This is a genomic window from Chitinophaga sp. RAB17, from assembly GCF_052114225.1.
GTDB lineage: Bacteria > Bacteroidota > Bacteroidia > Chitinophagales > Chitinophagaceae > Chitinophaga.
Map to the genome: position 1 here is coordinate 1 of NZ_JBFREI010000004.1, position 25,648 is coordinate 25,648.

Below are 25,648 nucleotides of genomic sequence, written 5' to 3' on the forward strand. Positions count from 1 at the left end.
ATGTACCGTACCGGTGATATGGGCAAATGGATGTACCGTACCGGTGATATGGGCAAATGGTTGTCAGATGGCAATATCCTGTACCTGGGCCGCGCCGATGAACAGGTAAAAGTTCGGGGCTACCGCATCGAATTGGGTGAAATAGAACGTGTATTGCAGCAAAGCAACCTGGTGAAACAAACGGTGGTAACATTGCGTACAGATGCTGTGGGAGATAAACAATTGTTGGGTTATGTGGTACCTGATGGACATTTTAATAAAGAAGATCTGCTTGTTTACCTGAAGAGTTTATTGCCGGCATATATGGTACCATTGCTCATAGAACTGGAACAACTGCCCCTGACAGTCAACGGCAAGGTAGATAAGAAAAAACTGCCTGCTCCTTCGGGGGCGGTATTGTCTCAACGGGCATACACAGCGCCGCGCAACGAAACTGAGCAGCAGCTGGCAGACATATGGGCAACATTGCTGGATATAGAAAGGGTAGGCGTAAACGATCACTTTTTTGAGCTGGGTGGGCACTCGCTGAAAACATTATTAGCTGTTGCAAAGATCAACAAACACTTCCAGACAACATTGCCGCCGGCGGATATATTCAGATATCCTGTTTTGCAGGATCTCGCAGCAGTCTTATCAGCGTATAAGAAAGAGGCTATACCAGTACCCGAACACGTGGCTTTACTGAATCAGAAAACGGAACAAGGTGTAATGATGTTCCCACCTGCTTTTGCTCAGGGGATTGTTTACGCCGGACTGGCCGGTTCGATTAAGTCTCATGCTATGTATAGTTTCGATTACATTGAAGATCCCGACAGACTCAACAGCTATGTAAACCTGATCACAAAACTGCAGACAAAGGGTCCGTATATCCTGATGGGATACTCCATAGGAGGAAACCTGACATTTGAAGTGGCGAAAGTATTGATGGCTGCAGGACATCGTGTATCAGCTGTTATATTGATTGATTCGGTAAGAATAATACGTCAGGCAGAAGATGAAAGTATCAGTAAGGATGAACTGGGAAAGATAATGACTGACATACTGGGACAACAGTTATCAGGTGTGGAAGAAGAACTGAAAGCCGGAATGCTTGATGATGCCTATGCCTATTCACAATATCATAATCGCATGGTGAATGATGGYGTGATAGATGCTGACATTTACCTGGTGAAAAACGGAGAGAAGAGAGCAGATGCAGATTATCGCTGGGAAGGCGCCACTACCGGGGCATACAACATTTACGAAGGTAAAGGGAAACACGAAAAGATGATTACTGAAGCGAATAACCTGAAACATAATGCTGCTATCATCAAAGGTATTCTGGAACAATTAAAAGGATAATCAGTTAGTATAGCAGCAATCAGTTCCCAATGTTTTTTAACAAGAGGTCGTCTCATCAATAATGAGGCGACCTTTTTCATTGAATATCTATTTTGTATCAATATGACATGAAAATTAAAAAACAAAAGTCTCCTTAATGTTGGTTTCGCCTATGTATAATGAAGGTAGTTACCGCGCGTCATATTTTAATAGTGATGATTGTCAATCTATATGATATGGTTTATAGATTTTCCCGATTGCGAAAATCAAATTCCCGATAGGCGGCCTTTATCGTTTTGGAGGCAGCTACATTTGCATGCAAAAGGAAAAAGCAATGAAGCAATTTTATCTGCGCATTCCAGTAAAGAAGGTATTTGCCCTGTTTATACTCTTGTTTGCTGTTTGCACCCAAACCATAGCGGAAGACATTTTATCAGCCATAAAAGGAAAAGTACTTACTTCGGATGGCTTACCCGCACCTTACGTTACTGTTAGAATACAAAACTCCAACCATGGCGCCCTCACAGATGCCAATGGTGAATTTGTAATCAAAAAAGTGAAGCCCGGAAAATATACCCTTATTATATCTCTTGTAGGATATGAGAACGTACTCCAGGAAGTAGCGGTAGAAACAGATGGGATCACCCGTACCACCATTACGCTCGGTGCTTCCGGTCAGCAAATGAAGGAAGTGACCGTAGTTGGGGAGTATAATAAATATACGGTACTTACCCCCTCCAATTCACTGCGACTGAATGCCCCCCTGGTACAGGTGCCTCAAAGCATTACGGAAGTTTCCAGGGAAGTATTGGCAGACCAGCAGATCTATAATATGCAGGAAGGCGTTACCCGGAATGTGAGCGGTGCTTCCAGACTGGGTCACTGGGACATGTACTCCAATATCCAGATCCGCGGTTCCCGCGCCAGCTCCCTCCGCAATGGGATGAACGTATTTATCAGCCCATGGAGTCCGCTGACAGAAGATATGAGCATGGTAGACCGTATCGAGTTCGTGAAGGGGCCCGCTGGTTTTATGATGTCCAACGGAGAACCCGGCGGCATGTATAACGTGGTGACCAAAAAGCCTACCGGTGTAGATCAGGGTGAAGTAACCCTTTCTCTTGGCAGKTATGATAACTACCGTACCACACTGGACCTCGACGGTAAACTGTCCAAAAATGGTAAACTGCTATATCGCCTTAACCTGGCCGGAGAGTTGAAGAACGGCTGGCGCGATTTCGATTATACCAACCGTTACAGTATTTCTCCGGTATTAAAATACCTGATAGACGAGAAAAACACCGTTACGCTGGAATACAACCTCCAGTACATGCAACTGCCGGTAATCGGCGGCAACTATTCCTTCTCCAAACGTGGTTATGGCGATCTGCCTGTGAACTTCACCACTATTGAAGGCAATATGGACCCTACAAAGATTAATGACAACAGCGTAATGGCTTATTATGAACATAAGTTTAGTCCCGACTGGAAGCTAAATGCCCAATTTGGTTTCTTCCATTACAAACAGATCGGTCAGAGCATGTGGCCAGCTGGTTTCTCCACAAAAGGGAACGACAGTCTTTTACAACGGAGTATGAACATCTGGGATGCATTGGGTCTGAACAAAACTGCGCAGGTATTTGTGAATGGTACTATTCGCACAGGCGCCGTTACTCATAATATACTTGGAGGCGTGGACATGAAATACAGTAACTATTATGCGGACTGGGGACAGGGAGCATCATTCGGTGATTCCACTTTTAACATCTACAATCCTAAACACGGTGCCGTTACTCAACCCAAATGGGACCGCTCTACGGATATCCGTACCCGTGGCGTACAATACAATTATGGTTACAGTGCTGTCTATCTCCAGGACCAGCTTGGTTTCTTCAACGATCGCCTGCGGGTAACACTGGCCGGCCGTTATACCACCAATAAGGTAATAAGCCCGTACGATGGAACCAACAAAGACAGCAAATTCACGCCCCGCTTTGGTATCAGCTACTCTCTCGATAAGAACAGTTCCGTATATGGCGTATATGATGTGAGTTTTATTCAGACCCCGGGCCTGGACTGGCAGAAGAAACCATTCGATCCTATGACAGGCGACAACATCGAGTTCGGTGTCAAACGCGACTGGTTTCAGGGCCGCTTTACCTCTACACTGGCCGTATACCAGATCACCAAAAATAATGTACTGACAACAGACCTGGAACACAGGGACCCTGCTTCGAACCAGTTCATCTATAGCCGTCAAAATGGGCAGCAGCGTATCAAAGGGCTGGAGGCCGATTTCCAGGGTGAGGTAGTGAAAGGGCTGAACCTGATGGTGAACTATGCATATACCGATGGTATCGTTTCTAAGGATGCCGATCCCAAACTGCAAGGCAACAACGTACCAGGCATTGCCAAACATATTCAGAACACCTGGCTGACCTATACGCTTGGCAACGGTGCGTTGAAAGGGCTACGTGCAAACATCGGCTATCAGTATCAGGCCGGCCGTATTGCCGGCCAGGTATATGACAAGAGTGAAAACTTCCTGCCTGACTATTTCCGGATGGATGCAGGTCTTGGATATACCATCAATAAATTTAGTGTGAACGTACTGGTAAATAATGTATTGGATAAATACCTGTACACCGGCGCACCTTCTGCAGACAACTATGGGAACAAGATCTATTACTGGCAGACAGAACCCGGACGTAATGTGAGAATGAGCGTTGGATATCGTTTTTAATTTTAAGTCCTTGAACTATTGTAAGGATGTAATTAAATAATCCATATATGCCCTTAAAAAAGACTATCCTGAAAATACATCGCTGGCTCGGACTTACGTCCGGGCTGGTTGTATTTATACTGGGCATCACCGGATGCATGTATGCATTTATTGATGAACTAAAGCCCATCGTGTATCGGCAGCGTATGTTTGTGGATGTGCCGGAAGGCGGCAGACGTTTGCCAATGAATGTTATCAGGGAAAAAGCACAGGAGGCGATAGGGCAGGAGTATAAGTTGCAATTGGCAGAAGTGCCGATGGCTGCAGAAAGAAGCGTGTCGTTTCGTACGCTGAAAGTGAATCCTGACGGCCTCTCGTATGCTACCTATATGGAGTACTTCTATCGCATTTACGTAAACCCATATACTGGGGCGGTGCTGAAGATAGAGAATACCAAGTGGGAGTTTTTCAATACTGTCGTGAACCTGCACATCAACCTGTTACTCGGGCCGAAGATAGGCGGAACTATTGTGAATTGGTCCGTTCTGATTTTTGTGGTGATGCTGATATCCGGGATTGTTCTGTGGTGGCCGGCTAATAAATCTGCTGCGAAACAGCGTTTCAGTTTCAAGTGGAAAACCACTACCAAATGGAAACGTAAAAATTATGATCTGCATAATATCCTTGGATTTTATTCCATGCTTATACTGCTGGTCATTGCCATTACAGGATTAGTTTTCTCCTATCAATGGGTCAGCAACGGCATACAATGGATCGCCAACGGAGGAAAGCCGACTGTATTGCCTGCTCCTGTGTTATCTGATACTACTCACCCGGGTGTTTATTCCCTGGAAAAGATATTGGCAGATGCCATCCTGAAAGCTCCTGAGGGGAATACCTTTTTTGTGGGGATCCCTAAAAATGGCAAAGCTGCTGTTTCCGTATTTGCCCGCCGGGATGGTAAGCCGCTTTATAGCGCCGTTCGTATGCAATATGACCAGCATTCCGCTGTTATGCTTACGCGCAGGGCTTTTGCTGATATGAGCAATGGAGAGCGGATCAATGCTATGAATTATGATATACACGTAGGCGCGGTACTTGGCATACCAGGAAAGATACTGGCCTTCCTGGCTTCCCTGATCGCCGCCTCCCTGCCGGTTACCGGGTTTTATATCTGGTGGGGAAGACGAAACAAAAAACAGGTAACGCCACGGGGGGATAAGAGCAGCCAGCTGAAGAGGACCCGACAAGAAAAACCGGTAACCCTGAAGTAACATTAACCATATATCTTCCTGCTTGAAACAGGTCATTGTAAAGTGTTATCAGCATAATGAACAGTTCAATCACGACCCGTATTATACTGGCGGATGCGCAACCTGTTTACAGAGAAGGAATCAAAAGTTTGTTAGCGGATCATCAAAGTAATTACCGGATTGAAGAAGCAGGCAACAGCGAAGAACTGCGACCTGCTTTACTCTCCTTTCAGCCGGACATACTCATACTGGATTATGATCCGGGTTATTTTGATGCTGATGAACTGGTGAATACCTTGTCTGTTATCCCGGAATGCAAGGTGATACTCCTTTCCAGCCAACAGAAAAAAGTAGATATTTTCCGGTTGCTTGACAGCAATATTTACTGTGTACTTACCAAAGAATGCAAAAAACGTGATATCCACCAGGCCATCAGTTGTACGTTGCGCGGTGAAAAATTCTTTTGCACTTTTGCCCTGGACCTATTGCTGGCCGATAGGAGAAAAACGCTTTCAGTTCGTAGTCTTCCACCGGAAGGGCTGTCTGTCAGGGAAACGGATGTCATCCGTCAGATAGTCAGCGGAAAATCCAACAAAGAAATTGCGGGATCTATGCATTTAAGTCAACACACCATTCATACCCACCGCAGGAATATTATGCGGAAACTGCAGTTACATTCTGCTGTTGAATTGTGTAACTACGCACTGGAAACCGGTATCGTTAAACTCGAATCCTGAGTCAGGTAATTTTCCTGTCATAAAGAGGGGTAACTGTGTAAAAACAGTTACCCCTCTTTATTTTGTTCCACTGCTCCTTTTCCGAATTTTATACCACGATCATGGTAGTTCGGATACCATACCACTACCAGCATTTTAGCATCACGGGGTGATTGGTTGCGCTGTAAGACACACGTACTTTTAATACCCTGTATTATTAAAATGAAAATTCTATGGACAAAATGATTTATGATTTTGCGGCTGTTGGTGTTGGCCCTTTTAACCTCGGACTGGCATGCCTCACTCATGCTATTCCTGATCTGAACGGTATATTTCTTGACAAAAGACCGGATTTTAACTGGCATCCGGGGATGCTGATGCAGGATACGACCCTGCAGGTACCTTTCCTGGCAGACCATGTAACCCTGGCTGATCCCACTAATCCATTCAGCTTCCTGAATTATCTCAAGGAACGGGGACGTATATACGGTTTTTATATCCGGGAAAATTTCAAAATGCTCCGCAATGAATACAATCAGTATTGCCAGTGGGCCATCAGCAAACTGCCGGAGGTCCGTTTCAATACTGCTGTAAAAAGGATTGATTATGATGAAACTGCCGGCCTTTACCTGCTGCAATGCACTGATGCCACCCAGGGAGATTTGCAGATCAGGACACGCAAACTGGTACTGGGTACCGGAACTGTGCCCTATGTGCCTGCCAGCTGCCGGGAGCTGATGACAGCAGCGGTACATTCAGCCAATTACCTGAAACACAAACATCTGCTGCAGTCCAAACGCTCCATCACCATCGTTGGCAGCGGCCAGAGCGCTGCGGAGATCTACTATGACCTGTTGCAGGATATAGATACCTATGGTTACTCCCTGCATTGGATTACCCGCTCTCCAAGGTTTTATCCGCTGGAGTACAGTAAGCTTACACTGGAGATGACATCCCCCGAATATGTTGACTATTTCTACGATCTCCCGCCTTTTAAACGGGATAAGTTATTGCATAGCCAGAAGCATCTGTACAAAGGCATTAACAACGATCTGATCGCCGCTATTTTTGATACCATTTATGCAAAGAAGCTGATAGGTGATGTTGATATCTCTCTGCGTACCAATGCGGACCTGCGCGAGGTGATATATGATCAGCAGGCAGAAAGTTTTCGTATGACCTTTTTCCAGGAGGAACAGGAAAAACATTATGTTCACCAGACGGCTGGCCTGGTGCTGGCCACCGGTTACACCTCCCGCATTCCTGATTTTATAGCACCTATCCTCCACAAAGTGCAGCTGGATGAAAAAGGACGTTATGAAGTAAACCGCAACTACACCATCGATCAGGCGGGTTCCATATTTGTACAAAACGCGGAGCTGCATACCCACGGTTTTGCAGCGCCCGACCTGGGCATGGGCTGCTACCGCAACGCCTGGATTATCCGGGAGATGCTGGGCCGGGAGGTATATCCGATTGAACAGCGGATCGCTTTTCAGCAGTTTGCTGTAAGTGCCGATGAAGAAACAGTACTCACGCAACCTCACCTGATCTGATATGCCACTGCGATTTTATCTGATACTAATGACGCTGGTGGCTGTAGTCAGTGATTATATGATGCATCCGTTTTATCCGTTGTTCTTTGCTTCCCGCTTTGGCATACAGGATCCACGTGTCACCGGCACCTACTTCAGTGCTGTATGTGCTACCGTAATGGTGGCATTCCCCGTATGGGCGATGGTATCAAGGCGCATGCCGGAACTTCGCATACTGGTGTATACACAGGTCATTGCGGGCATACTGGCTGTCTTCTGTACCTACATCACCAACTATACGATGTTCTGGGTGGTATCACTGGCGATCATCATTTTTAAAGGCAGTTATCTGCTGGTATACCCTTTTATACTGCGTATCACGGACACTGATAAACATGTGGGCATTATCAGCATACTGTCAGTGATTATACACCTGGGAAGTGTATTGGGAGCGGTGGTTGGCGGTATGGTCATAGACTGGATGCAACCGCAGTACATATACCTGGGCATGGCCGCGGGAGATTTCTTCCAGGCAGGGCTGAGCGGATACCTGTTGTGGAGTCGTGGAGAAACGATTCCAGGACCAACGGTAACGGAACCGCATTCACAAAGCTGGACAGCGCTGATACCCTCCGGTACTGTGCTGCGGTTGAGTGTGATCACCCTGTTTTTTTACTACAGTGATTTCATCATTCGCCCTTTTTTCGTGAAATACTGGGAAACAGTATCCATGCTGCACAGCAGGATTCTATCGGGGGGGGTATATGCTATTCCGGCAGCAGTGGCTGCCCTGGCCCTCTGGATGAATCGCCGCCGCAAAGTACCGGATACGCCCTGGCATGCTATCCTACCGGCGTTGCTGCTGGCATTGGTGGGATTGCTGTTGCAATCCTATCCATCCACAGTAACCATCATTGCCGGCCGATGCCTCTATGGCTGGGCATTTTTCCAGTCGGCTGTCCGTTTCGATGCCCTGTTGTTTCATGTCTGCGACCCGACTTCCTATGCTGTTGAATACAGCAAAATACATTTCTTTCAAAACCTGGGCGTGCTCACTGCATCATTTTCTGTCGGTATACTTGTGGAGCATTATCCGCTGCATGTCCCGTTCATAGCCGCCTTTGCGGGCTACCTGCTGGTAACGGCCATGTATTACCAGTTGGCACGTCCTTATGTTCACCCGGTTAATCCATCCTGTAAATGAAGACACCGATCATACCATTACAACTAATGCCCGCGTACCAGGTTTCCGTTCCTCTCCTGGGCACTGTGGAGCTATGGCCCATGGACCTGCAACATGATACGCCGGAAATTTATCGTTGGGTAACCCAGCCGTATGCGCACTATTGGGGCATGAGCACCAAATCTTACGAAGCGGTGCTGGCGGAATATACAGCCATAGATAATAACGATCATGCCTGTGCATTAATGGGGAAGATAAATGGGAAAACAGCTTTTCTCTGTGAATGCTACGACCCGGTATATGATCTCATTGGCAGTTTCTACGAACCTCAACCCGGAGACATAGGGATGCATATATTGGTTGGCCCGCCGGAGATACCTGTTCATGGCTTTACGTGGCAGATATTCTCTATCGTTATGGACTTCCTGTTTGATAATCCCCAACACAAAAGGGTGGTAGTGGAACCCGATATCCGCAACGAAAAAATACATCATATCAACAGGAGGGCAGGCTTTATCTATGAGAAGGAAGTGCAGCTGCCACATAAAACCGCTGCCCTGGCCTTCTGTACCCGGACACAATATTTAAATGCAAAAAAAAATAACTGAATATGAATACCAACGAAACTATCATGAATTCCCCCGAAGAGGTTATCAATCATCTGCAACCTGCTATCTGGGCTATGGCCAACCGTCTGCATGTGGCCAAAATTATCAGTGAGTTTGCCCACGAGTTGCTGTTGCAGCCTGAATGGATCAGTGATGACCAGGAATGGTCGCAATACCGGTTAACAGCTCCGGATGCAGTAGCCATTACTTACTTTTTCCGTGCCCGTATCCTCAGCCTGAATCATTGGTCTATTGATGCGGACAGTATCCGTAAAGTGAATAACGGACAAGACCTTCCACTGGACAGTATCCTGTTGATACAGGAGTTCCAGAGCCAGTTAAACATCAGTACAGAAAACCTTCCTTCCTACCTGGAAGAGATCACCAGTACGCTTAACGGCAGCGCCTATATGATGAGCAGGCCGCAGTTGTCTATGAGTGCGTTGGCACAATCAGACTACCAGGTTTTTGAGCATGCCATGACTTCCGGTCACCCATGCTTTGTAGCGAACAACGGGCGGATTGGTTTTGATGCCAACGACTATGGCAGATACGCCCCTGAATCAGACCAGCCGATGCAACTGGTATGGCTGGCCGGTCATAAAAGCCGCACTGCTTACAGTGCCGTAGAAGAGCTGCCCTACAGTAAGCTTATTGCGGATGAACTGGGAGTGGAAACGTTGGCATCATTCAACAAAAAACTGAAAGACAAGGGTCTTTCTCCTGATGATTATTTTTTTATTCCCGTACATCCGTGGCAGTGGTATAATAAACTCGCTATCATCTGCGCACCTGACCTGGCGAATCAGCACCTGGTGTGCCTGGGATACAGCCCGGATCTGTTCAATGCGCAGCAATCTATCCGTACGTTTTATAACCTCAGTCATCCTGAAAAACATTATACCAAAACGGCGCTGTCTATTTTGAATATGGGATTTGTACGCGGGCTTACCCCGTACTATATGGACAGCACGCCGCCTATTACGGAGTGGATACGTAAATATGTAGGTGAAGATCCCTATCTCAAACAGAATGGCTTTACACTGCTGTGTGAAGTAGCTACAGTTGGTTACCGGAACTTTTATTATGAGCCGTTTGGGAAGCAGGTGGCTTATAATAAGATGCTGGCCAGTCTTTGGAGAGAGAGCCCGGCGAAAGTACTGCAACCCGGCCAGCAGTTGATGACGATGGCAGCACTGTTGCATACCGATTACCAGGGTAATGCTTTGTTGCCTGCACTGGTAGCTGCCTCCGGTATCTCTGTACACGATTGGCTGGAGCGTTATCTGCAGGCATATCTTACACCACTGCTGCATTGTTTCTACGAACATGACCTTGTATTTATGCCGCATGGAGAGAACCTGATCCTGGTGCTGGAGAATCATGTGCCGGTGAAGGCCATTATGAAGGACATCACCGAAGAAATTGGTGTGTTCCGTATGAATACTGACATAGCAGAGAAAGGAAGACGTATATGCGTGACTGTTCCGGAGGAACTGCGGATACTGAGCATACTCACAGATATTTTTGATTGCTTTTTCAGGTTCCTGTCAGATATTCTCGTGACCAAATGTGATTACCGGGAAGAGGATTTCTGGCGGCAGGTAGCGGCATGTGTATATGCATACCAGGAAGATCAACCGCAACATGCTGCCAAATTTGATCAGTATGATATGTTTGCGCCGGAGTTTATTTTATCCTGTCTGAACCGCCTGCAACTCCGTAATAACAGGCAGATGGTAGACCTGGCCGATCCGGCCGGAAGCCTGCAACTGGCGGGTATGTTACAGAACCCGATTGCTCCTTTCAAACGTAGCACCGTAGCTCCCGCCGGGCTGGAAAATACCCTGAGTCAATGATGATGTGTGAAGAAAAACGACATGTCCGTCAGCAGGTGCTGACGGACATTATCCGCCGGAGGCGAAGTGTATTTGCCGATGACTACCTGGATATGCCAGTACCGGAAGTTATTATCCGCGAGATACTTACTAATGCCACCTGGGCGCCCACCTATAAAATGACGCAGCCCTGGCGTTTCATTGTATTGCAGGACAGTCAGCGTGCACCTTTCGGGGAGTACCTGGCGGCGTACTACCGGAAACGGCTATCCGCAACAGAATGGTCATACAGCAGGCATGAACGGGCAAGGCTATATCCATTGAAAGCACCCTGTATTATCGTCATCATCATGCGGTGTAACACAAAGATTGATATAAAGGAATGGGAAGAAATGGCAGCTGTATGTTGCGCTGTGCAAAATATGGCGCTGACGTGTGAGGCCTATGATATCGGCGCCTACTGGGACAGTTGCGATGCCTGCATCGCCTACGCCAGGGAAAACTGGCTGGCAGAAAATGAACAGTGCCTGGGCTTCTTTTACATGGGGTATTATGACCGGCAAAATTACTGTAGCGCTAAAAAGCGCACTGACATTGACAAAAAAACAACATGGCTCTATTAATTTTTTAACCCGCATAACTATTCTATTATGGAAACTTATCTTCCGCTGTTGCTGGGTAAAATGCAGAGCGTATTCGGATATATTGTACTTGGGTTGGTAGTACTGGAGTGGGTAATACTGGTCATCACAAAAAAAATGGAAAGCAATAAGGAGGGCTGGGTAAATGTGATTTCCTATGTATTGGACAGTTTTCCTTATTTATTTCTGGGCAGGATTTTCATTTTCGGTACCATGATGTGGATGTACGAGTACCGTTTTTTTACCCTTGGATATGCGTGGTATATCTGGATACTGGCTTACCTGGTGTATGATTTTATGTTCTGGCTGGTGCATTACCTCGGACATAAAGTACGCTTTTTCTGGTGCATCCATGGGGTACATCATACCGCTGAGGAAATGAAACTGACCGTGGCTGTTCGCGGTTCCTTCCTGGGGTTTCTACATATACCCCTTACCGTTATAGCCCTGCCCATATTGGGATTTGATCCTTTTATAATCTTCATCTGCGAAGCCATTGCAAGGTTGTACGGTCTTTATGAGCATGTGAACGATCACTTTGATGAGATTGTGGGAAAACAACGCTGGCTGGAGTGTTTGTTCATTACTCCTTCCGTACACCGCGTGCACCATGCAAAGAATCACATCTACCTGGACAGGAATTATGGAGAAACGTTCTCCATATGGGACAGGATCTTCAGCACTTTTCAATCAGAGATAGACCAGGTGAAACCTGTTTACGGTATACTCAATGATAAAATCAGTGGTAAAAACCTGTTGCAGGTACAACTGCAGCTTTGGCGGGATCTGTGGACGGACATAAAGCATGCTCCGGGCCTGAAAAACAAACTGAAATACATTGTGATGCCTCCAGGCTGGAACCACATCGATGGCGGTAAAATGGCCGCTCAATATCGTGCAGAGGGTTGGAGAATCCTGCAGCACGAGAAAAGGAAAAAATTAATGATCCATTTAAACCCTTCAACATGAATAACGCAATAGTAACACTACCCGACAGCACAACGGAAATATGGAAGGAGCCTTCTATAACACCGCCGTCAGCGCCGCTCATTGTGGACATTACCGCCAGAGAATCTACCGCCATGTTCTACATAGGTCAAAAGCTGATCAGGGAATATGGCAGTTACGAAAATCCGGCATTCATCGCCTCGCTGCACCTGAATGCCTATCAGCTGCTACCGGAGCGTATTGCACGTATACTCAGCAATTTCGGTACAGATTATTCTGCCACTCAATATGGTGCAATTGTATTCAGGGGACTGATACAGGTGGACCAGGATGAACTGGGCAAAACTCCTTCCAGCTGGAAGGAGGCAGATTACGAAAAGTTAATGGCATATGGTTTTATCAGTAGCCTGATGCATGGTTCGGTGCCCAGTAAACCGGTACAGTATTATGCCCAGCGTAAAGGTGGAGGGCTGATGCATGCCATCATACCGGATGAGAAAATGAGCCATACTCAAACGGGCAGCGGCTCACGTACTGATCTGTTTGTACATACCGAAGATGCATTTCTCTTTCATCAGGCCGATTTCCTGAGTTTCCTGTTTATCAGGAATGAAGAGCAGGTTCCTTCCACGCTGTATTCCATTCGTTCGCATGGTGCTACAGACGAGGTGATGCGGCCGTTATTCCGGCCGCTGTATAAATGTCCCAAAGACGCCAATTATGCTCAGGATACGGCCGCAGGAGAAGAGGTGACCACAGCGGTACTGTATGGCAATAAAACATACCCTTTCATCCGTTTTGATGCAGCCGAGCAACTCTATAATCCTGATACCAATCAGAGTGGAGAAGCCATGCACCACCTGGAAGAATTCTGGCGGGTGGCCAAAACGTATATCTATAATGATTTTGTACCTGCCGCCGGTGACCTCATCTTCGTCAATAATCATCTCTGTGCACACGGAAGAAATGCTTTTCTGGCAGGCTACCGGGAAGAAAAAGGTGTGCTGGTGCCCTGCGAACGGAGAATGATGTTGCGTATGATGAGTAAGACGAGTCTCATCAACATCCGGGAGGTCACCAAAACAGAAGATCCTTATTTTATCATGGAAGAGCATTATGGCAGCATCTTCCGTTAACCTTTTCTTTTATACAAAAAACTTACTTATGCATACAGATCAGCTTACAATGGCTGCCCCCCCCTTATACAACAGGAGCAACCCATTACTGAACGACCTATTATATGAAGCAACCGGTGCAGAATACCACCAGGCCGTGGAAAAAGCCCGGGCAGCTGTGATGGGTTTCCTGCGGGACACCAAACAACCCTTTACAGGTATAAAACCAGCTGCCATACAGGAGCTGGTGTACAGCGTGGACCTGAGCCGGCCACTTGCCGGTTACGATGCGCTGCTGGAGGAGGTGAATGAGTTGTACATCCGCCATGCTACAGCATTTCATCTACCTGAGTATATCGCTCACCTGAATTGCCCGGTAGTGATACCTGCCTTGGCTGCTGAAGTCATCATCAGCGCTGTTAACTCCTCCCAGGATACTTATGATCAGAGCGCAGGCGGCACCTTTATTGAGAGAAGACTGATAGACTGGACTGCTAACGAGATTGGATATACGAATGCGGATGGTGTGTTTACAGGAGGCGGTTCACAGTCCAACCTTATGGGGTTGTTATTAGCCAGAGACCATTTTGCCATAAAGATGCTCGGACATCATATTAAGGAGGATGGTCTACCTGCACAGGCATCCCGTTTCAGGATATTTGTTTCAGACAAGGCCCATTTCAGCAACCAGAAAAATGCCTGGCTGTTAGGAATGGGGGAGCAGGCGATTGTAAAAGTGAAGACAGACAGTCGTTTCCGAATGGATACCGCCGCACTCAAAGCTGCTGTGGATGAGCAGTTGAGCCAGGGGAATATTCCGATTGCTATTGTCGCCACCGCTGGTACTACTGATTTCGGTAATATAGACCCATTGCAGCCCATCGCGGACATCGCGGCTACATACCAGCTGTGGATGCATGTAGACGCTGCCTATGGCTGCGGTCTGTTATTGTCCAACAAATATCGCCACCTGTTGAAAGGGATAGAACAAGCGGATTCCGTTACCATTGACTATCATAAATCTTTCTTCCAGCCTATCAGCAGCAGCGCCTTTTTGGTGAGGGACAAATCCACACTGCAATTGGTCAGGCACCATGCGGATTATCTGAACCCGGAGGACCAGGACTATGATGAACTACCGGCACAGATCAATAAATCTATTACCCAGAGCACCCGCCGCTTTGATGCCTTAAAGCTCTGGTGTACGCTGCGACTGACAGGAAAACATAAACTTGGCGTATATACGGATATGATGATAGATACTGCAGCAGCCACTGCTGCCTTGCTGCAACAGGACCCGGAGTTTGATCTGCTCAGTAGTTCAGATCTGGGAGTACTGGTATTCCGTTTCAGGCCGGCAGGTATTAAGACAGATTTGTCGGCCCTGAATCTTCGGATTAAACAAGCCCTTTTTTTCGAAGGTGTCTGTATAGTAGCCAGCACCAAAGTGGAGAACAACTTTTACCTGAAGTTTACTATTCTGAATCCCGTTACTACGGTGTCGCATATACGGGAAATACTTGCCACCATTAAGTCCAAAGGATATAGCCTGCTTTGATCAGTGGGATGAGTGATCAGGAAAGTCCCGGGATGAATGTACCGGGACTTTTCAATGCTCCTGAATACTATTTATTTACAATCACTTTTCCGATCAGTATTTTTCCTGTTTTTACCCGTACCTGTATAATATAAATGCCGGTTGGTACAGATGATGGCAGCTGTATATAGTTAGCTTTCAGAATACCCTGATAAACAGGTTTGCCCTGAAGATCGTTTACGCGGATAGTACTTCCTTCCAGGTTCTCCTTATGGCGTATCTGAAGCAGGCCGCTGGTGGGATTGGGATAGCATTCGAGTGATTCAGGCGAAGTGCCGGCGTTTTTACTAATGGACAGGCATTGATTAACAATTACCTTTACTGGTTTCCTTACCGGGTATTCACATTCGTAACCAGCGCTCGCGTAATAAATCCTGGTGGTGGATGGACTGACTTTGAAATAGTTGCCTGTAAATAATAAATTACCTCCTGTTGACGCATCGTACCACCTGATAATCGACAGTGTAAATACAGGAACAAATGCATGCAACGTGGCACTATCATTTATGCATATATTAATGCTATCTGCATCAACATGTGGAAGCTGAGAAGCGCCACCCATATTATATGATTTATAAATGGTATCAGACCTGCATCCGGAAACAGGATCGACCGCCTGAACAGAAACATCAACCTGGGATGGAACAGGTGGCAAGAATGCAGGGGTGGTGATACTACTGCTATTGGTTATCACATAGGCAGTGTCAAGAAATATACCTGAAAAATTTTTGTACAATAGATGTACGCGGTAGTTAAAGCCTGCCTGGTGGTTTTGGACTGGTAATGTCTGGCTGCCACAAACCATTCCCTGCGGAACAGTATATACCGGATCAGGTAATTTACGGACAACTGCAGTTGCCGGAATCCGAACGGGATATTCACATTGATATGCAGCAGTAACATAATAGGTAGTTGTAGCAGTGGGGCTAGCTTTGAAATACTTACCGATGCCAAGTAAATGACCTCCCACAGGCGCATCATACCAGCGAATAATGGCGATGTCATCACCGGGGTTATCATGAATAAATGCATGGAAAGTAGCACTGTCACCTTTACAAATGGTGATACTGTCTGCATCCAACGCAACATAGGTGGCATGGCCTCCTATGCTAAATGCCATATGTACACTATCAGACAGGCAGCCAGTAAGGGCGTTCACCGCCTGTAAGTAAATGTCAACATTAGCGTTGAAGAAATAGGCAATGTCTGCTATATTCACAATGCCACTATTGGTTACCGTAAAGGAAGTATCTTTTATGAGACCAAAAAGCCCGGAATATTTAAGCCGGACATTATAGTTAATACCAGACTGATAGTTGGATACGGATATGGCAGTATTGCCGCAGGCAATAGACTGCGGTACTGAGTATACCGGATTAGCAGGCCGGGGATTGATAAGTACCTTTACTGGTGTACGCTGACTTATACATCCTCCGCTTTCTGCTTCCACATAATAGGTGGTAGTAGTTGGAGGATTAACAGTAATGGAATAATCGGCGGGATCTGATGATATCAGATTTCCACCTGTTACGGCATCATACCAGCGGTATGTAGTATTGGCGTTACGCAATGGACGTATTTTTACAGGATTCCCCTGGCATACCGTAGTATCTTTTGACGGTATAGTGAAGGGTGCAGGTAATGACTGTTTACGCCGTGCATAATATATCCTGAAGTTTCCTAATAGCCCAGCCAATCCCAGATTGTAGGTTATTACCACCCGGTCAAAGGATTGACCTGGTCGCAATAATAGTTCTGCCTGCGTATTATCCGGCAGAATATGTATTTGTGCTGCGGAGGGGGTGAGTGAATCATTATTCGCAGTACTACCGTTGTATGTGCGTAGCGTAATATTGCTAAAAGCGCCGGCACTTAATGAATAACTGCTTCCTACTTTTATAATCAGTGAATCGCAGGCGGCACTTCCTGCGGAAGGGAAAATCAGTGTTTGAGATAATTTGGTACCTAATAATTGCACAGGTACCACAAATTCCGAATAATTATTGAGGTTAGTATCAACGGCATTGTTGGGGTTGGTGATACTGCATAACAGACATAAACCGGTAATAGAATTGGATTGGCTGTTTGCATACACTGTTTGTCCGTAACTTCGGGAGGAGAATAGTAATACCAATAACACGCTGAGCATTGAGTTAAGCAGATGTAAAAATGTTTTCATCGGATAGAATTTAGTTGCTAGGTAATAGGGAGATACAATGGTGTTAACGCTTTGAGCGAAAGCCACGCTAATAAATCAAAATTCGGGTATCGCGCTGCTTCTGATTTGCATTGCTAAGAATTAACATTCGCGAACCTGGTGTAACTCCACAAAACAGTATACCATGTTATCATGAAAACGCATATCAGTGGAGCAGAAGGGAGGGGTATTTATTTCAGCGGGAGGAGCTATAAGGAAATGAGACACCGCTAGGATATCTCATTTCCGGATTCGTTTATTTCGTTCACAGGACTTAATGGGGGGGGGCCATTATTGCCCCTATCGATGTCAAATTATGATTTAGTGCTATTGACCAGTAAAAGCAATGGCATCTATTTCCAACAACCAATCCGGGTTAACCAATCCTGCCACCATCAGCACCGTTACTACGGGTGGGTTGGTGCCGTCTCCCATAAATTTTTTAGCGGTGCCAAACGCAATACGTGCATCCTGGCCTTGTACCAGGTAAATGTTCAGCTTTACTACGTCCTGGAAGGTAGCATTACAGGCGGAAAGCACGAGTAAGATATTCTTCATCACCTGTTCCGTCTGTTGTTCGATATCTCCTTTGCCAATAAGGGCACCCTGCTCATTCACCGCGTTTTGGCCACCGATATAGATGGTAGTTCCATTACCTTGTGTGATAATCGCCTGAGAAAATGCCGGACTCTTTATCATCCCATCGGGATTGATGTGTTGAATTTGTTTGTTCATGAGTCGTTTTATAATTTTCAATGAATGCTTATCATTTCTAAAGATAATTATACCAAATTTAATTTTTAACTGTTTAGGTCCATCCACACAGTTTTGGTTTGGGTATAGTAGTCAAGCGCCTCCATACCATTTTCCCGCCCGTAACCGGATTGTTTATAGCCTCCAAAAGGAGCGGCAGGTGAATAATGGTGCCAGGTATTGAGCCATACCATGCCCGACTGGAGTAACTCGCTGGCTTTTATTGCCTTTCTGAGGTCGGTGGTCTGCACACCGGAAGCAAGTCCGTAGGTGGTATCATTTGCGATGCGAATGGCTTCGTCAAAGCCCTGAAACCTGATAACCGGCAATACAGGTCCGAATATTTCTTCTCTGGCTATGCGCATGTTATTGGTGGCATCTGCAAAAATGGTTGGACGGATATAATATCCCTTTTCTGACGATGCTCTTTCCGTGCTGCCGGTGATTATTTTCGCGCCCTCCTGTTTTCCTATACTGATGTAGCTATTGACTTTATCATAAGCACTTTTGCCCGACATGGGTCCGTAATCAGCTAACGGATCGAATGGGTCGCCAACCTTCACTTTGGAAAGCCGTTCAGTAAGTCTTGCTATAAAATCATCGTAGATGGCATCCTCCACCAGTAATCTTGAACCTGCAACACAGACCTCGCCCTTATTCCAGAACAGCGCGAAGTAGGCACTTTCGACCGCCTTTTCAAGATCGGCATCCGAAAAAATGATATGTGGAGATTTGCCGCCTAATTCAACCGTTACATGTTTGAGTGTGTCCGCGCCGTCCTTGATAATTTGTTTACCCGTTTCGGTGGAACCCGTAATAGCAATTTTTGCTATATCCGGATGCGCCGTTAATATACTTCCTATGGCGCTTCCGGAACCGGTCAGTAAATTATAAACCCCTGCCGGGATGCCCGAAGCTTCTATTATTTTAGCAAGTTTTATAGCCGATAATGGCGCGCCGGATGCGGGTTTATGAATAAATGTGTTACCGGCAGCTAAAGCGGGTGCTATTTTGCTTACAGACAATATAAGCGGAAAGTTATAGGGAGTAATCCCAGCCACCACACCTAGCGGTTCTTTTCGTGTAAAGCAATAGAGATGTTCGCCCGGCCAGCCTTCCACCGGTTTTTGCCGGCCCTCCAGTTTGGTTGCCCAGCCACCGTAATAACGGAACATATTGACGATGTGGGGTATATTGATGTTCAGGGAGTCCTTAAAGAGCATACCGATTTCCACTGCCTCGCAAAAGGCTAGTTCCTCGGCATGCGCTGCTATCAGGTCGGCAATTTTGAAGAGCAGACTTGCCCGTTCAGAAGGTTTTATAATCTTCCAGGGTCCTTCATTAAAAGCCAGTCTTGCTGCATCTACAGCCTCATTAACATCATCCGGGCTGCTGGCTGCAATAGTGGTGATCAGCGATTCATCTGAAGGGTTGATCAGGTCGAATGTTTGGCCATTCGATGCTGGCTTCCACCTGCCATTTATGAACAGAAGCCCCGGATCTATACTGAACGAATTTTTATTGAAAATTTTGGGTTGGTCAATCATTATTTCTTTACGATTGGGTGAGAACCAAAAGTATTTCTATTGCCTTTTAATGTCAATAACTTACCAAAAAGTAGGTTAGTGCATTAGTGGTGTGATGGTAGGATTACCCGAGCAAGTAATCCTACAAAAACAAGATGCTGCGGATCTTGTACATAATCCAATATGGTAGTACCAAAAAATATCCCGAAACGATTCTTCCCTTTCATTTGATTGATACTCCCTTTTTCAGGCCACGCAAACAAACATAGTACCCCCTGGAGACTAAATAAAACAGAAAGGCTAAGACAGCCGCTCTGTTTTATTTAACTGCCGGGCGTATAGCATGGATTGTACTTTATACCCGGGTATTTTCATTTGTGAACGTCATGGCCTCCTCGTAACTAAACCGTTGTTTGAAGGTAAATGCATAAGGTGTAGGACCATTTTCCCTTAAATAAGTCAAACGTTCTTCCGCTTCTGCCACGGTGGGTACATGGCCTTGCGGCACATACCAGAGCGCCAGCTGCATTTCTCCCATTTTTTCAAACCACTCTTTCCTTCTCTTCAGGATTTCTGTATGGGCCGTCTGGTAAGTATAGGCGTATAACGTATCTATGTCTTTCCAGACAGACATGTTCACGATTAAGGTGTCATCCTCAAAAACCCGGATAGATGATGCATTATTGTTATCATCTTTCAGTCTCCATACAAAACCTTCGCTGTTGTCCGCCAACGCATTGATGTCGTCCAGGCGCTCAACGAAAGTGCTCATTACCGGGCTGTCCATCGGAGCGAGCACTCTGCCGATATTGATCTGTGCTATATGATAAGTCATAGAAAAAAATTATCTTCAAAGGTAAATCGGTAGCGAACATGAGTCAAGAAGTTACAAAAAGGTTACCAGTCAGAAAAAGGCAAAGTGATACCTATAATATCAAAAAATGCGCGGTGATTGGTGCGCTTAAAATATTCTCCACCAAGTGGAAACCCTGTATCATTTGCTATCTGGCTATAAAACCTATGCGGTATAACGACCTGCACAGGATTATTCCCAATATCAGCAGGAAAATGCTTTCTGCGCATCTGCATGAGCTGGAGACCGATGGTTTGATCATACGGAAACAATATGATCCTAAGAAACAGCATGTAGAATACCTGCTCTCACCCAAAGGGCATTCCCTCATGGGCATTCTGGAAGGCATTCAGGACTGGGGGCTAGCCAATATCGAAGGGGTGGTATCCATCAGGGAGATGACCGAAGAGGTATTGTAAAGGAAGGGGAGCGGCTGGTTCCGTGAATAGGAGACGATATAGTTGGTTTTAAATTTGAAGCATGTTAACTGATATTATAAAAAAAGACCTGACCATCATTTTTTGCGGAATTAATCCCGGTTTAACATCTGCACAATACGGGCACCATTTTTCCAACCGAAGCAATCGTTTTTGGCGGGTATTGAACCAGGCAGGGTTTACACCGCACCAAATAGCACCAGATGATGATGCAACGATCCTCGATTTCGGGTATGGGCTGACTACGGCAGTGGAAAGAGCCACTGTTCGTGCGGACGAGCTTTCAAAAGAAGAGTTTCACAATTCCATTGAAGCCTTTAAAACAAAAATGAATCATTTTCAACCAAAGTATATTGCGTTTCTGGGCAAACCTGCCTACATGGCGTTTTCAGGGAAAAAGCAAATTGCATGGGGGCTTCAGCCGGAAGCTTGCTGTGGAGCCAAAGTTTGGGTACTGCCGAACCCGAGTGGCTTAAATCGAAGCTTCACATTGAATGACCTGGTCGGCTACTACAGGGAATTGTACCAGGCAATAGTGTAATTCCCGTTATTCGCAAAGCGCGGTCTTCTTTTTTCTTCTAGATTAACCGTGTTTAGTTATTGCGCCTCCCCGTTCACTTACTCAAAAAGTGACTTTTTGCAGCTTTAAAATTGCAAAGTATCAATTAAACAGAATGAATCTTCTGATAACTTTGCCGTATAAATAAAGTGCCAGTTTTTCTGTTAATCCGGTTAACCTTTTCCAAACGATCACAATATATTCTTTAGATAGTCAGCAATAAACATGGAAAATATTACATCTAATGCAACCTGGTATGTGAATGATGCGGCATTTGACTGGTTGTATCCGGAAAGGATACAACAATTATCCAAGCGACATTGGACCCCTATGGAGGTGGCAAGAAAATCTGCTAAATTTTTGACTTCGGGTTCAGGCAGGAGAATTCTTGATATTGGCAGTGGTGTCGGCAAGTTTTGTCTTATTGGAGGACATCAGTTTCCGGAAGCCACATTTTACGGTGTGGAACAACGAAAAGAGTTATATCATTTTGCGCAAGCCGCAAAAAAAATGACAGCCACAAGGAATGTTGAGTTCATAAATGGCAATTTTACGCAGATAGATTTTGAGGCATTTGATCACTTTTATTTTTATAATTCTTTTTTTGAAAATCTTGTTAACGAGGGACAGATTGACCAGGAGATGGAATATTCCACTGGCTTGTACAATTATTATTCGCGCTACATGTTCAAAGGACTGGATAATAGACCGGGAGGTACGAGATTAGTTACCTTTCATAGCCTGGAAGACGAAATACCACCCAGTTACCAGTTGGTAGATGCAACGGTTGATTTTCTTTTGAAAATGTGGATAAAGAGATAACTGAAAGTGAATAAGACGTTAGGTTAAAATAAAAAATGATGGCAGCTGATAAATATGTATTGTTAGTAATTGAAGAGCTGAAATCAGCCCGGGATAATAGCCAGGTGGAAATAATTATTTCAGTAGCAATTGCTGGTATTGAGCAAACGGGGTATAAAGGTATGATTAAGCCATTCGTATTGGGCTTACAGGCCTGGCTGGAAAATCTATCACCCATTAATTGGAATAGTACGCAATGGGGATGTTTACGTTACGCTAATATATACCTGAGAAAATATCCGATGATGGAATTGGTATAAAACTAATATCCGTGCGCTTATTTTTGATGTCAGGTTTTCAACAAAATTAATAAATGCTGCGTCATATAGGAAGAAAGAGAAACTACAGGCATAATTTGCGGCTGGCAGTGCTTTTGTGTTTTACAGCAGGAATGGTGAACGCAGCCGGTTTCGTTGCCTTCTCGGTACTGACCACTAATGTCACCGGCCACGCTGCATTACTGGCACATAAGTTAGTAACCGGAGATTTACGATCTGCAAGAATGGTTGGTTTATGGCTGGTACTCTTTCTTGCCGGGGCATTTTTTTCAAGTTTTTGTACCGGTAAAATAGGAAAGAACAAAAGATTTGGCTATGTAGTACCTATAGTAACTGAGATCGTAATTCTTATACTGGTAGGTAGCTTCGGCTACACATTTGATCAGTCTATTATCAAGACAGAATACTTTGCAGGTAGCCTTTTATTCGCCATGGGAATGCAAAATGCTTTGGTATCAACTATTTCCGGATATGTGGTTAGAACTACGCATCTTACTGGTATGTTTACAGATCTTGGTATTGATCTTTATACATTGATATCAACGCCTGGTAAAGTAGCTGCCGTTATCAGGAAAAAAATTATCCTGCGACTCGTTATCATATTCTTTTTTCTGACAGGCGGAATTGTAGGAGGATATATGTTTTTGAAACTTGGGTATTTCGCCTTTTATTTACCGGCAGTTGTATTAGTTATTGCTATGTTTTATGATGTTTTTCGCGTGATGTTTTCCAAAATGGTACATCGCATCATGATTCGGGATAAAAGAGCATTGGTAGTAAGCAGATAATAGTATTGGCTGATTTAGCCTGCGTAACTATTTATAATTAGCTATTTTGATCAACTTGTTGACATCTTTTATTATAATTTTCCTGCCTTTCGTTTCAAGTATGTCATCCTCCTTGAATTCAGTCAGGACTCTTACGATATTTTCTCTGGCGGTACCAACGAGGCTGGCTAAATCTTCACGACTTATATTTATTTCTATGGACATACCATCTACGTAATCCTCTTTATATTTTTCCCGTATAATGATCAATTGCAGCGCCAGTCTTTCCCTTACAGTTTTCTGTGCAAACATTGTTAAGCTGTTAGCGAGTACTGCAAATTCATGGCTTAAAGCTTTTAGTAGCCTGTTGTTAAGCAAAGGAGAATAATCCAGCGCATTTAAAAAATCCTCTTTAGGGATGAAGGCGATGGTACTTTCTTCCAGCACGGCAGCAGCATCAGGATAACGATCTTCCGATAAGATGGCATGATAGCCGATCAGTTGTCCGGTATTGGCCAAATAGATGATCTGCTCTTTACCTTCATTATCAACCTTATATTTTTTGACCTTTCCCCTGGTGATGTAAAATATACCAGATGGATAGGATCCTTCTCTGAAAAGGACCTCGTTTTTTTTATATATCTGCTCACTCTTATGGGCTGTCAGCAGCTCATAAACATCATGGGGTAAGTCAGCAAGGATGGATTCACTTTTGAAATCCCATTTATCTATTGGAAATATACCCTTGATACTCATAGCACACAAAATTAACATTTTTAAAATTGATAAAACTCACTTTTTAGGATGATAAAGTTTACCGCAGCGAGATGGAATGATAAATACCTTTACAGCATGGAGCTGCTAGTTACATTCAGGTAGTTTTACCACTTCAATCGTAAACGAAATTTTTTAAATAATACATGTCATTAACAACACCGTCAACTCCATTACGTGGACACTTGGACAAGTGGTTTGATTCAGATGATAGTTTCCATCATCTTTATCCGCTATACATACAGGCGCTGGCTCAGAAACACTGGACCCCGTTAAAGGTAGTTCAGAAAGCATCCGGATTTCTGGCTGCATCTCCGGGTGTTAAGGTATTGGATATCGGGAGTGGAGCGGGTAAATTTTGCCTTGGAGGAGCATATTACAACCCCGATGCATTTTTTTACGGCATTGAGCAGCGTCATGACCTGGTAAGCTATGCAACTATTGCCCAGGAAATGGCCGGGATTAATAATGTTACTTACATGCACGGTAATGTAATGGAATTGGATTTTACACAATATGACCATTTTTACTTTTTCAACTCCTTTTATGAAAACCTGCCCGGCACTTATAAGATAGACAATAAGCTCACCTATTCCAGGAACCTGTATCATCAATATAACAGGTATTTATTTCATCAACTTGAAAGAATGCCTGCGGGCACGAGGCTTGCCACCTATCACTGTGCAGAAGCGGAGGCTCCGCATGGATACCAGATGGTGGGTACACACATAGATCATTTGCTTAAATTCTGGATCAAATTATAAACAAAGCTAAAATTTTAATATAAGCATGTATTATCCAACACATTTGTTGTATTCAAAAGATCATGAATGGATTCACCTTGATGGCGAGTATGCGTATATAGGCATTTCTGATTTCGCGCAAAAAGAGCTGGGAGATATTGTTTTCCTGGACATTCCTTCAATGAATAAAGCACTTGAATCCGAGACTATTTTCGGAACAGTAGAAGCAGTGAAAACAGTGTCAGATCTTTTTATGCCGGTTGCAGGTAAGGTGATGGAAGTTAATAGTTTACTTGAAAAAAGCCCTGAACTGGTTAATAAAGACCCCTATGGCAGCTGGATTATTAAAGTACAGGTAAAGCTACCTATAGATACGACCAACCTGCTCACTGCCGAACAGTATACAAATCTTGTTCAATAAAAG

At 44.9% G+C, this 25,648-nt stretch carries 24 protein-coding genes; 19 read left to right on the forward strand and 5 right to left on the reverse strand.

The window, feature by feature from the left end:
• The 12 genes from AB4Z08_RS15380 to AB4Z08_RS15435 form a co-directional block, all read left to right on the forward strand.
• Positions 1–1,341: thioesterase domain-containing protein (locus AB4Z08_RS15380; protein WP_441574639.1), on the forward strand; the 1,341-nt coding region annotated here is incomplete at its 5' end.
• A gap of 313 nt (positions 1,342–1,654) precedes the next feature.
• Entirely contained in the window at positions 1,655–4,063 is a 2,409-nt protein-coding gene (locus AB4Z08_RS15385) for a TonB-dependent siderophore receptor (protein ID WP_441574640.1), read from the forward strand.
• A gap of 47 nt (positions 4,064–4,110) precedes the next feature.
• On the forward strand, positions 4,111–5,316 hold the full coding sequence (locus tag AB4Z08_RS15390) for a PepSY-associated TM helix domain-containing protein (protein ID WP_441574641.1): 1,206 nt from the start codon (positions 4,111–4,113) through the stop codon (positions 5,314–5,316).
• Positions 5,317–5,372: 56 nt separating this feature from the next.
• Positions 5,373–6,032: a LuxR C-terminal-related transcriptional regulator gene (locus AB4Z08_RS15395; protein ID WP_441574642.1), complete on the forward strand. Its 660-nt coding sequence runs from the start codon at positions 5,373–5,375 to the stop codon at positions 6,030–6,032.
• A gap of 212 nt (positions 6,033–6,244) precedes the next feature.
• Entirely contained in the window at positions 6,245–7,567 is a 1,323-nt protein-coding gene (locus AB4Z08_RS15400) for a lysine N(6)-hydroxylase/L-ornithine N(5)-oxygenase family protein (protein ID WP_441574643.1), read from the forward strand.
• A 1-nt stretch (position 7,568) separates the two neighbouring features.
• Complete coding sequence (locus tag AB4Z08_RS15405) at positions 7,569–8,750, forward strand: MFS transporter (protein ID WP_441574644.1); 1,182 nt, start codon at positions 7,569–7,571, stop codon at positions 8,748–8,750.
• A complete protein-coding gene (locus tag AB4Z08_RS15410; RefSeq protein ID WP_441574645.1) occupies positions 8,747–9,337 on the forward strand; it encodes a GNAT family N-acetyltransferase in 591 nt (196 codons plus the stop codon). Before AB4Z08_RS15405 ends, AB4Z08_RS15410 begins: the two co-directional genes overlap by 4 nt.
• 2 nt (positions 9,338–9,339) lie before the next feature.
• Complete coding sequence (locus tag AB4Z08_RS15415) at positions 9,340–11,196, forward strand: IucA/IucC family protein (RefSeq protein WP_441574646.1); 1,857 nt, start codon at positions 9,340–9,342, stop codon at positions 11,194–11,196.
• Positions 11,193–11,798 (forward strand): nitroreductase family protein, encoded by a 606-nt coding sequence (locus tag AB4Z08_RS15420; protein WP_441574647.1) that lies wholly within the window; start codon positions 11,193–11,195, stop codon positions 11,796–11,798. The genes AB4Z08_RS15415 and AB4Z08_RS15420 overlap by 4 nt, the downstream gene beginning before the upstream one ends.
• Before the next feature lie 27 nt (positions 11,799–11,825).
• Positions 11,826–12,785, forward strand: a complete 960-nt coding sequence (locus AB4Z08_RS15425) for a sterol desaturase family protein (protein ID WP_441574648.1) — start codon at positions 11,826–11,828, stop codon at positions 12,783–12,785.
• Positions 12,782–13,900 carry a taurine catabolism dioxygenase TauD gene (locus AB4Z08_RS15430; RefSeq protein ID WP_441574649.1) on the forward strand — a complete coding sequence of 373 codons (1,119 nt, stop codon included), beginning with the start codon at positions 12,782–12,784 and terminating at the stop codon, positions 13,898–13,900. Before AB4Z08_RS15425 ends, AB4Z08_RS15430 begins: the two co-directional genes overlap by 4 nt.
• A 28-nt stretch (positions 13,901–13,928) precedes the next feature.
• Positions 13,929–15,437, forward strand: a complete 1,509-nt coding sequence (locus AB4Z08_RS15435) for a pyridoxal phosphate-dependent decarboxylase family protein (protein WP_441574650.1) — start codon at positions 13,929–13,931, stop codon at positions 15,435–15,437.
• Positions 15,438–15,504: 67 nt separating this feature from the next.
• On the opposite strand, the gene AB4Z08_RS15440 is transcribed toward AB4Z08_RS15435, so the two are convergent.
• The 4 genes from AB4Z08_RS15440 to AB4Z08_RS15455 all read right to left on the reverse strand — a co-directional run bounded on the left by AB4Z08_RS15440 (position 15,505) and on the right by AB4Z08_RS15455 (position 20,787).
• The gene (locus AB4Z08_RS15440; RefSeq protein ID WP_441574651.1) at positions 15,505–17,655 is read right to left on the reverse strand and encodes a T9SS type A sorting domain-containing protein; all 2,151 of its coding nucleotides are present in this window, start codon (positions 17,653–17,655) and stop codon (positions 15,505–15,507) included.
• A 345-nt stretch (positions 17,656–18,000) separates the two neighbouring features.
• Positions 18,001–18,408 carry a RidA family protein gene (locus AB4Z08_RS15445; RefSeq protein WP_441574652.1) on the reverse strand — a complete coding sequence of 136 codons (408 nt, stop codon included), beginning with the start codon at positions 18,406–18,408 and terminating at the stop codon, positions 18,001–18,003.
• Between the two features lie 65 nt (positions 18,409–18,473).
• Positions 18,474–19,973, reverse strand: a complete 1,500-nt coding sequence (locus AB4Z08_RS15450; protein ID WP_441574653.1) for an aldehyde dehydrogenase family protein — start codon at positions 19,971–19,973, stop codon at positions 18,474–18,476.
• 334 nt (positions 19,974–20,307) lie between these two features.
• Positions 20,308–20,787: a DUF3291 domain-containing protein gene (locus AB4Z08_RS15455; RefSeq protein WP_441574654.1), complete on the reverse strand. Its 480-nt coding sequence runs from the start codon at positions 20,785–20,787 to the stop codon at positions 20,308–20,310.
• 38 nt (positions 20,788–20,825) lie between these two features.
• Here AB4Z08_RS15455 and AB4Z08_RS15460 point away from each other — a divergent pair, with 38 nt between their 5' ends.
• From AB4Z08_RS15460 to AB4Z08_RS15480, 5 genes are all read left to right on the forward strand, one after another.
• Positions 20,826–21,224, forward strand: a complete 399-nt coding sequence (locus AB4Z08_RS15460; RefSeq protein ID WP_441574655.1) for a winged helix-turn-helix transcriptional regulator — start codon at positions 20,826–20,828, stop codon at positions 21,222–21,224.
• A 61-nt stretch (positions 21,225–21,285) separates the two neighbouring features.
• Positions 21,286–21,783 (forward strand): G/U mismatch-specific DNA glycosylase, encoded by a 498-nt coding sequence (gene mug / locus AB4Z08_RS15465; RefSeq protein ID WP_441574656.1) that lies wholly within the window; start codon positions 21,286–21,288, stop codon positions 21,781–21,783.
• 243 nt (positions 21,784–22,026) lie between these two features.
• Positions 22,027–22,623: a methyltransferase domain-containing protein gene (locus AB4Z08_RS15470; protein WP_441574657.1), complete on the forward strand. Its 597-nt coding sequence runs from the start codon at positions 22,027–22,029 to the stop codon at positions 22,621–22,623.
• A gap of 38 nt (positions 22,624–22,661) precedes the next feature.
• Entirely contained in the window at positions 22,662–22,922 is a 261-nt protein-coding gene (locus AB4Z08_RS15475) for a hypothetical protein (RefSeq protein ID WP_441574658.1), read from the forward strand.
• A 53-nt stretch (positions 22,923–22,975) separates the two neighbouring features.
• Entirely contained in the window at positions 22,976–23,728 is a 753-nt protein-coding gene (locus tag AB4Z08_RS15480; RefSeq protein ID WP_441574659.1) for a YoaK family protein, read from the forward strand.
• Positions 23,729–23,755: 27 nt separating this feature from the next.
• On the opposite strand, the gene AB4Z08_RS15485 is transcribed toward AB4Z08_RS15480, so the two are convergent.
• The gene (locus tag AB4Z08_RS15485) at positions 23,756–24,463 is read right to left on the reverse strand and encodes a Crp/Fnr family transcriptional regulator (RefSeq protein WP_441574660.1); all 708 of its coding nucleotides are present in this window, start codon (positions 24,461–24,463) and stop codon (positions 23,756–23,758) included.
• Positions 24,464–24,627: 164 nt separating this feature from the next.
• Here AB4Z08_RS15485 and AB4Z08_RS15490 point away from each other — a divergent pair, with 164 nt between their 5' ends.
• Together AB4Z08_RS15490 and gcvH are read left to right on the forward strand one after the other, a co-directional pair.
• A complete protein-coding gene (locus tag AB4Z08_RS15490; protein WP_441574661.1) occupies positions 24,628–25,245 on the forward strand; it encodes a methyltransferase domain-containing protein in 618 nt (205 codons plus the stop codon).
• A gap of 25 nt (positions 25,246–25,270) precedes the next feature.
• A complete protein-coding gene (gene gcvH / locus AB4Z08_RS15495; protein ID WP_441574662.1) occupies positions 25,271–25,645 on the forward strand; it encodes a glycine cleavage system protein GcvH in 375 nt (124 codons plus the stop codon).
• Positions 25,646–25,648: the final 3 nt, after the last annotated feature.

Coding starts and splice junctions, on each gene's coding strand:
- AB4Z08_RS15450 (WP_441574653.1), bottom strand. CDS start 19,973: ATGATTGACCAACCCAAAATTTTCAATAAAAATTCGTTCAGTATAGAT.
- AB4Z08_RS15415 (WP_441574646.1), top strand. CDS start 9,340: ATGAATACCAACGAAACTATCATGAATTCCCCCGAAGAGGTTATCAAT.
- AB4Z08_RS15430 (WP_441574649.1), top strand. CDS start 12,782: ATGAATAACGCAATAGTAACACTACCCGACAGCACAACGGAAATATGG.
- AB4Z08_RS15405 (WP_441574644.1), top strand. CDS start 7,569: ATGCCACTGCGATTTTATCTGATACTAATGACGCTGGTGGCTGTAGTC.
- AB4Z08_RS15395 (WP_441574642.1), top strand. CDS start 5,373: ATGAACAGTTCAATCACGACCCGTATTATACTGGCGGATGCGCAACCT.
- AB4Z08_RS15490 (WP_441574661.1), top strand. CDS start 24,628: ATGTCATTAACAACACCGTCAACTCCATTACGTGGACACTTGGACAAG.
- AB4Z08_RS15480 (WP_441574659.1), top strand. CDS start 22,976: ATGCTGCGTCATATAGGAAGAAAGAGAAACTACAGGCATAATTTGCGG.
- AB4Z08_RS15475 (WP_441574658.1), top strand. CDS start 22,662: ATGGCAGCTGATAAATATGTATTGTTAGTAATTGAAGAGCTGAAATCA.
- AB4Z08_RS15410 (WP_441574645.1), top strand. CDS start 8,747: ATGAAGACACCGATCATACCATTACAACTAATGCCCGCGTACCAGGTT.
- AB4Z08_RS15460 (WP_441574655.1), top strand. CDS start 20,826: ATGAGTCAAGAAGTTACAAAAAGGTTACCAGTCAGAAAAAGGCAAAGT.
- AB4Z08_RS15390 (WP_441574641.1), top strand. CDS start 4,111: ATGCCCTTAAAAAAGACTATCCTGAAAATACATCGCTGGCTCGGACTT.
- AB4Z08_RS15435 (WP_441574650.1), top strand. CDS start 13,929: ATGCATACAGATCAGCTTACAATGGCTGCCCCCCCCTTATACAACAGG.
- AB4Z08_RS15470 (WP_441574657.1), top strand. CDS start 22,027: ATGGAAAATATTACATCTAATGCAACCTGGTATGTGAATGATGCGGCA.
- AB4Z08_RS15445 (WP_441574652.1), bottom strand. CDS start 18,408: ATGAACAAACAAATTCAACACATCAATCCCGATGGGATGATAAAGAGT.
- AB4Z08_RS15420 (WP_441574647.1), top strand. CDS start 11,193: ATGATGATGTGTGAAGAAAAACGACATGTCCGTCAGCAGGTGCTGACG.
- AB4Z08_RS15425 (WP_441574648.1), top strand. CDS start 11,826: ATGGAAACTTATCTTCCGCTGTTGCTGGGTAAAATGCAGAGCGTATTC.
- AB4Z08_RS15440 (WP_441574651.1), bottom strand. CDS start 17,655: ATGAAAACATTTTTACATCTGCTTAACTCAATGCTCAGCGTGTTATTG.
- AB4Z08_RS15455 (WP_441574654.1), bottom strand. CDS start 20,787: ATGACTTATCATATAGCACAGATCAATATCGGCAGAGTGCTCGCTCCG.
- mug (WP_441574656.1), top strand. CDS start 21,286: ATGTTAACTGATATTATAAAAAAAGACCTGACCATCATTTTTTGCGGA.
- AB4Z08_RS15485 (WP_441574660.1), bottom strand. CDS start 24,463: ATGAGTATCAAGGGTATATTTCCAATAGATAAATGGGATTTCAAAAGT.
- AB4Z08_RS15400 (WP_441574643.1), top strand. CDS start 6,245: ATGGACAAAATGATTTATGATTTTGCGGCTGTTGGTGTTGGCCCTTTT.
- gcvH (WP_441574662.1), top strand. CDS start 25,271: ATGTATTATCCAACACATTTGTTGTATTCAAAAGATCATGAATGGATT.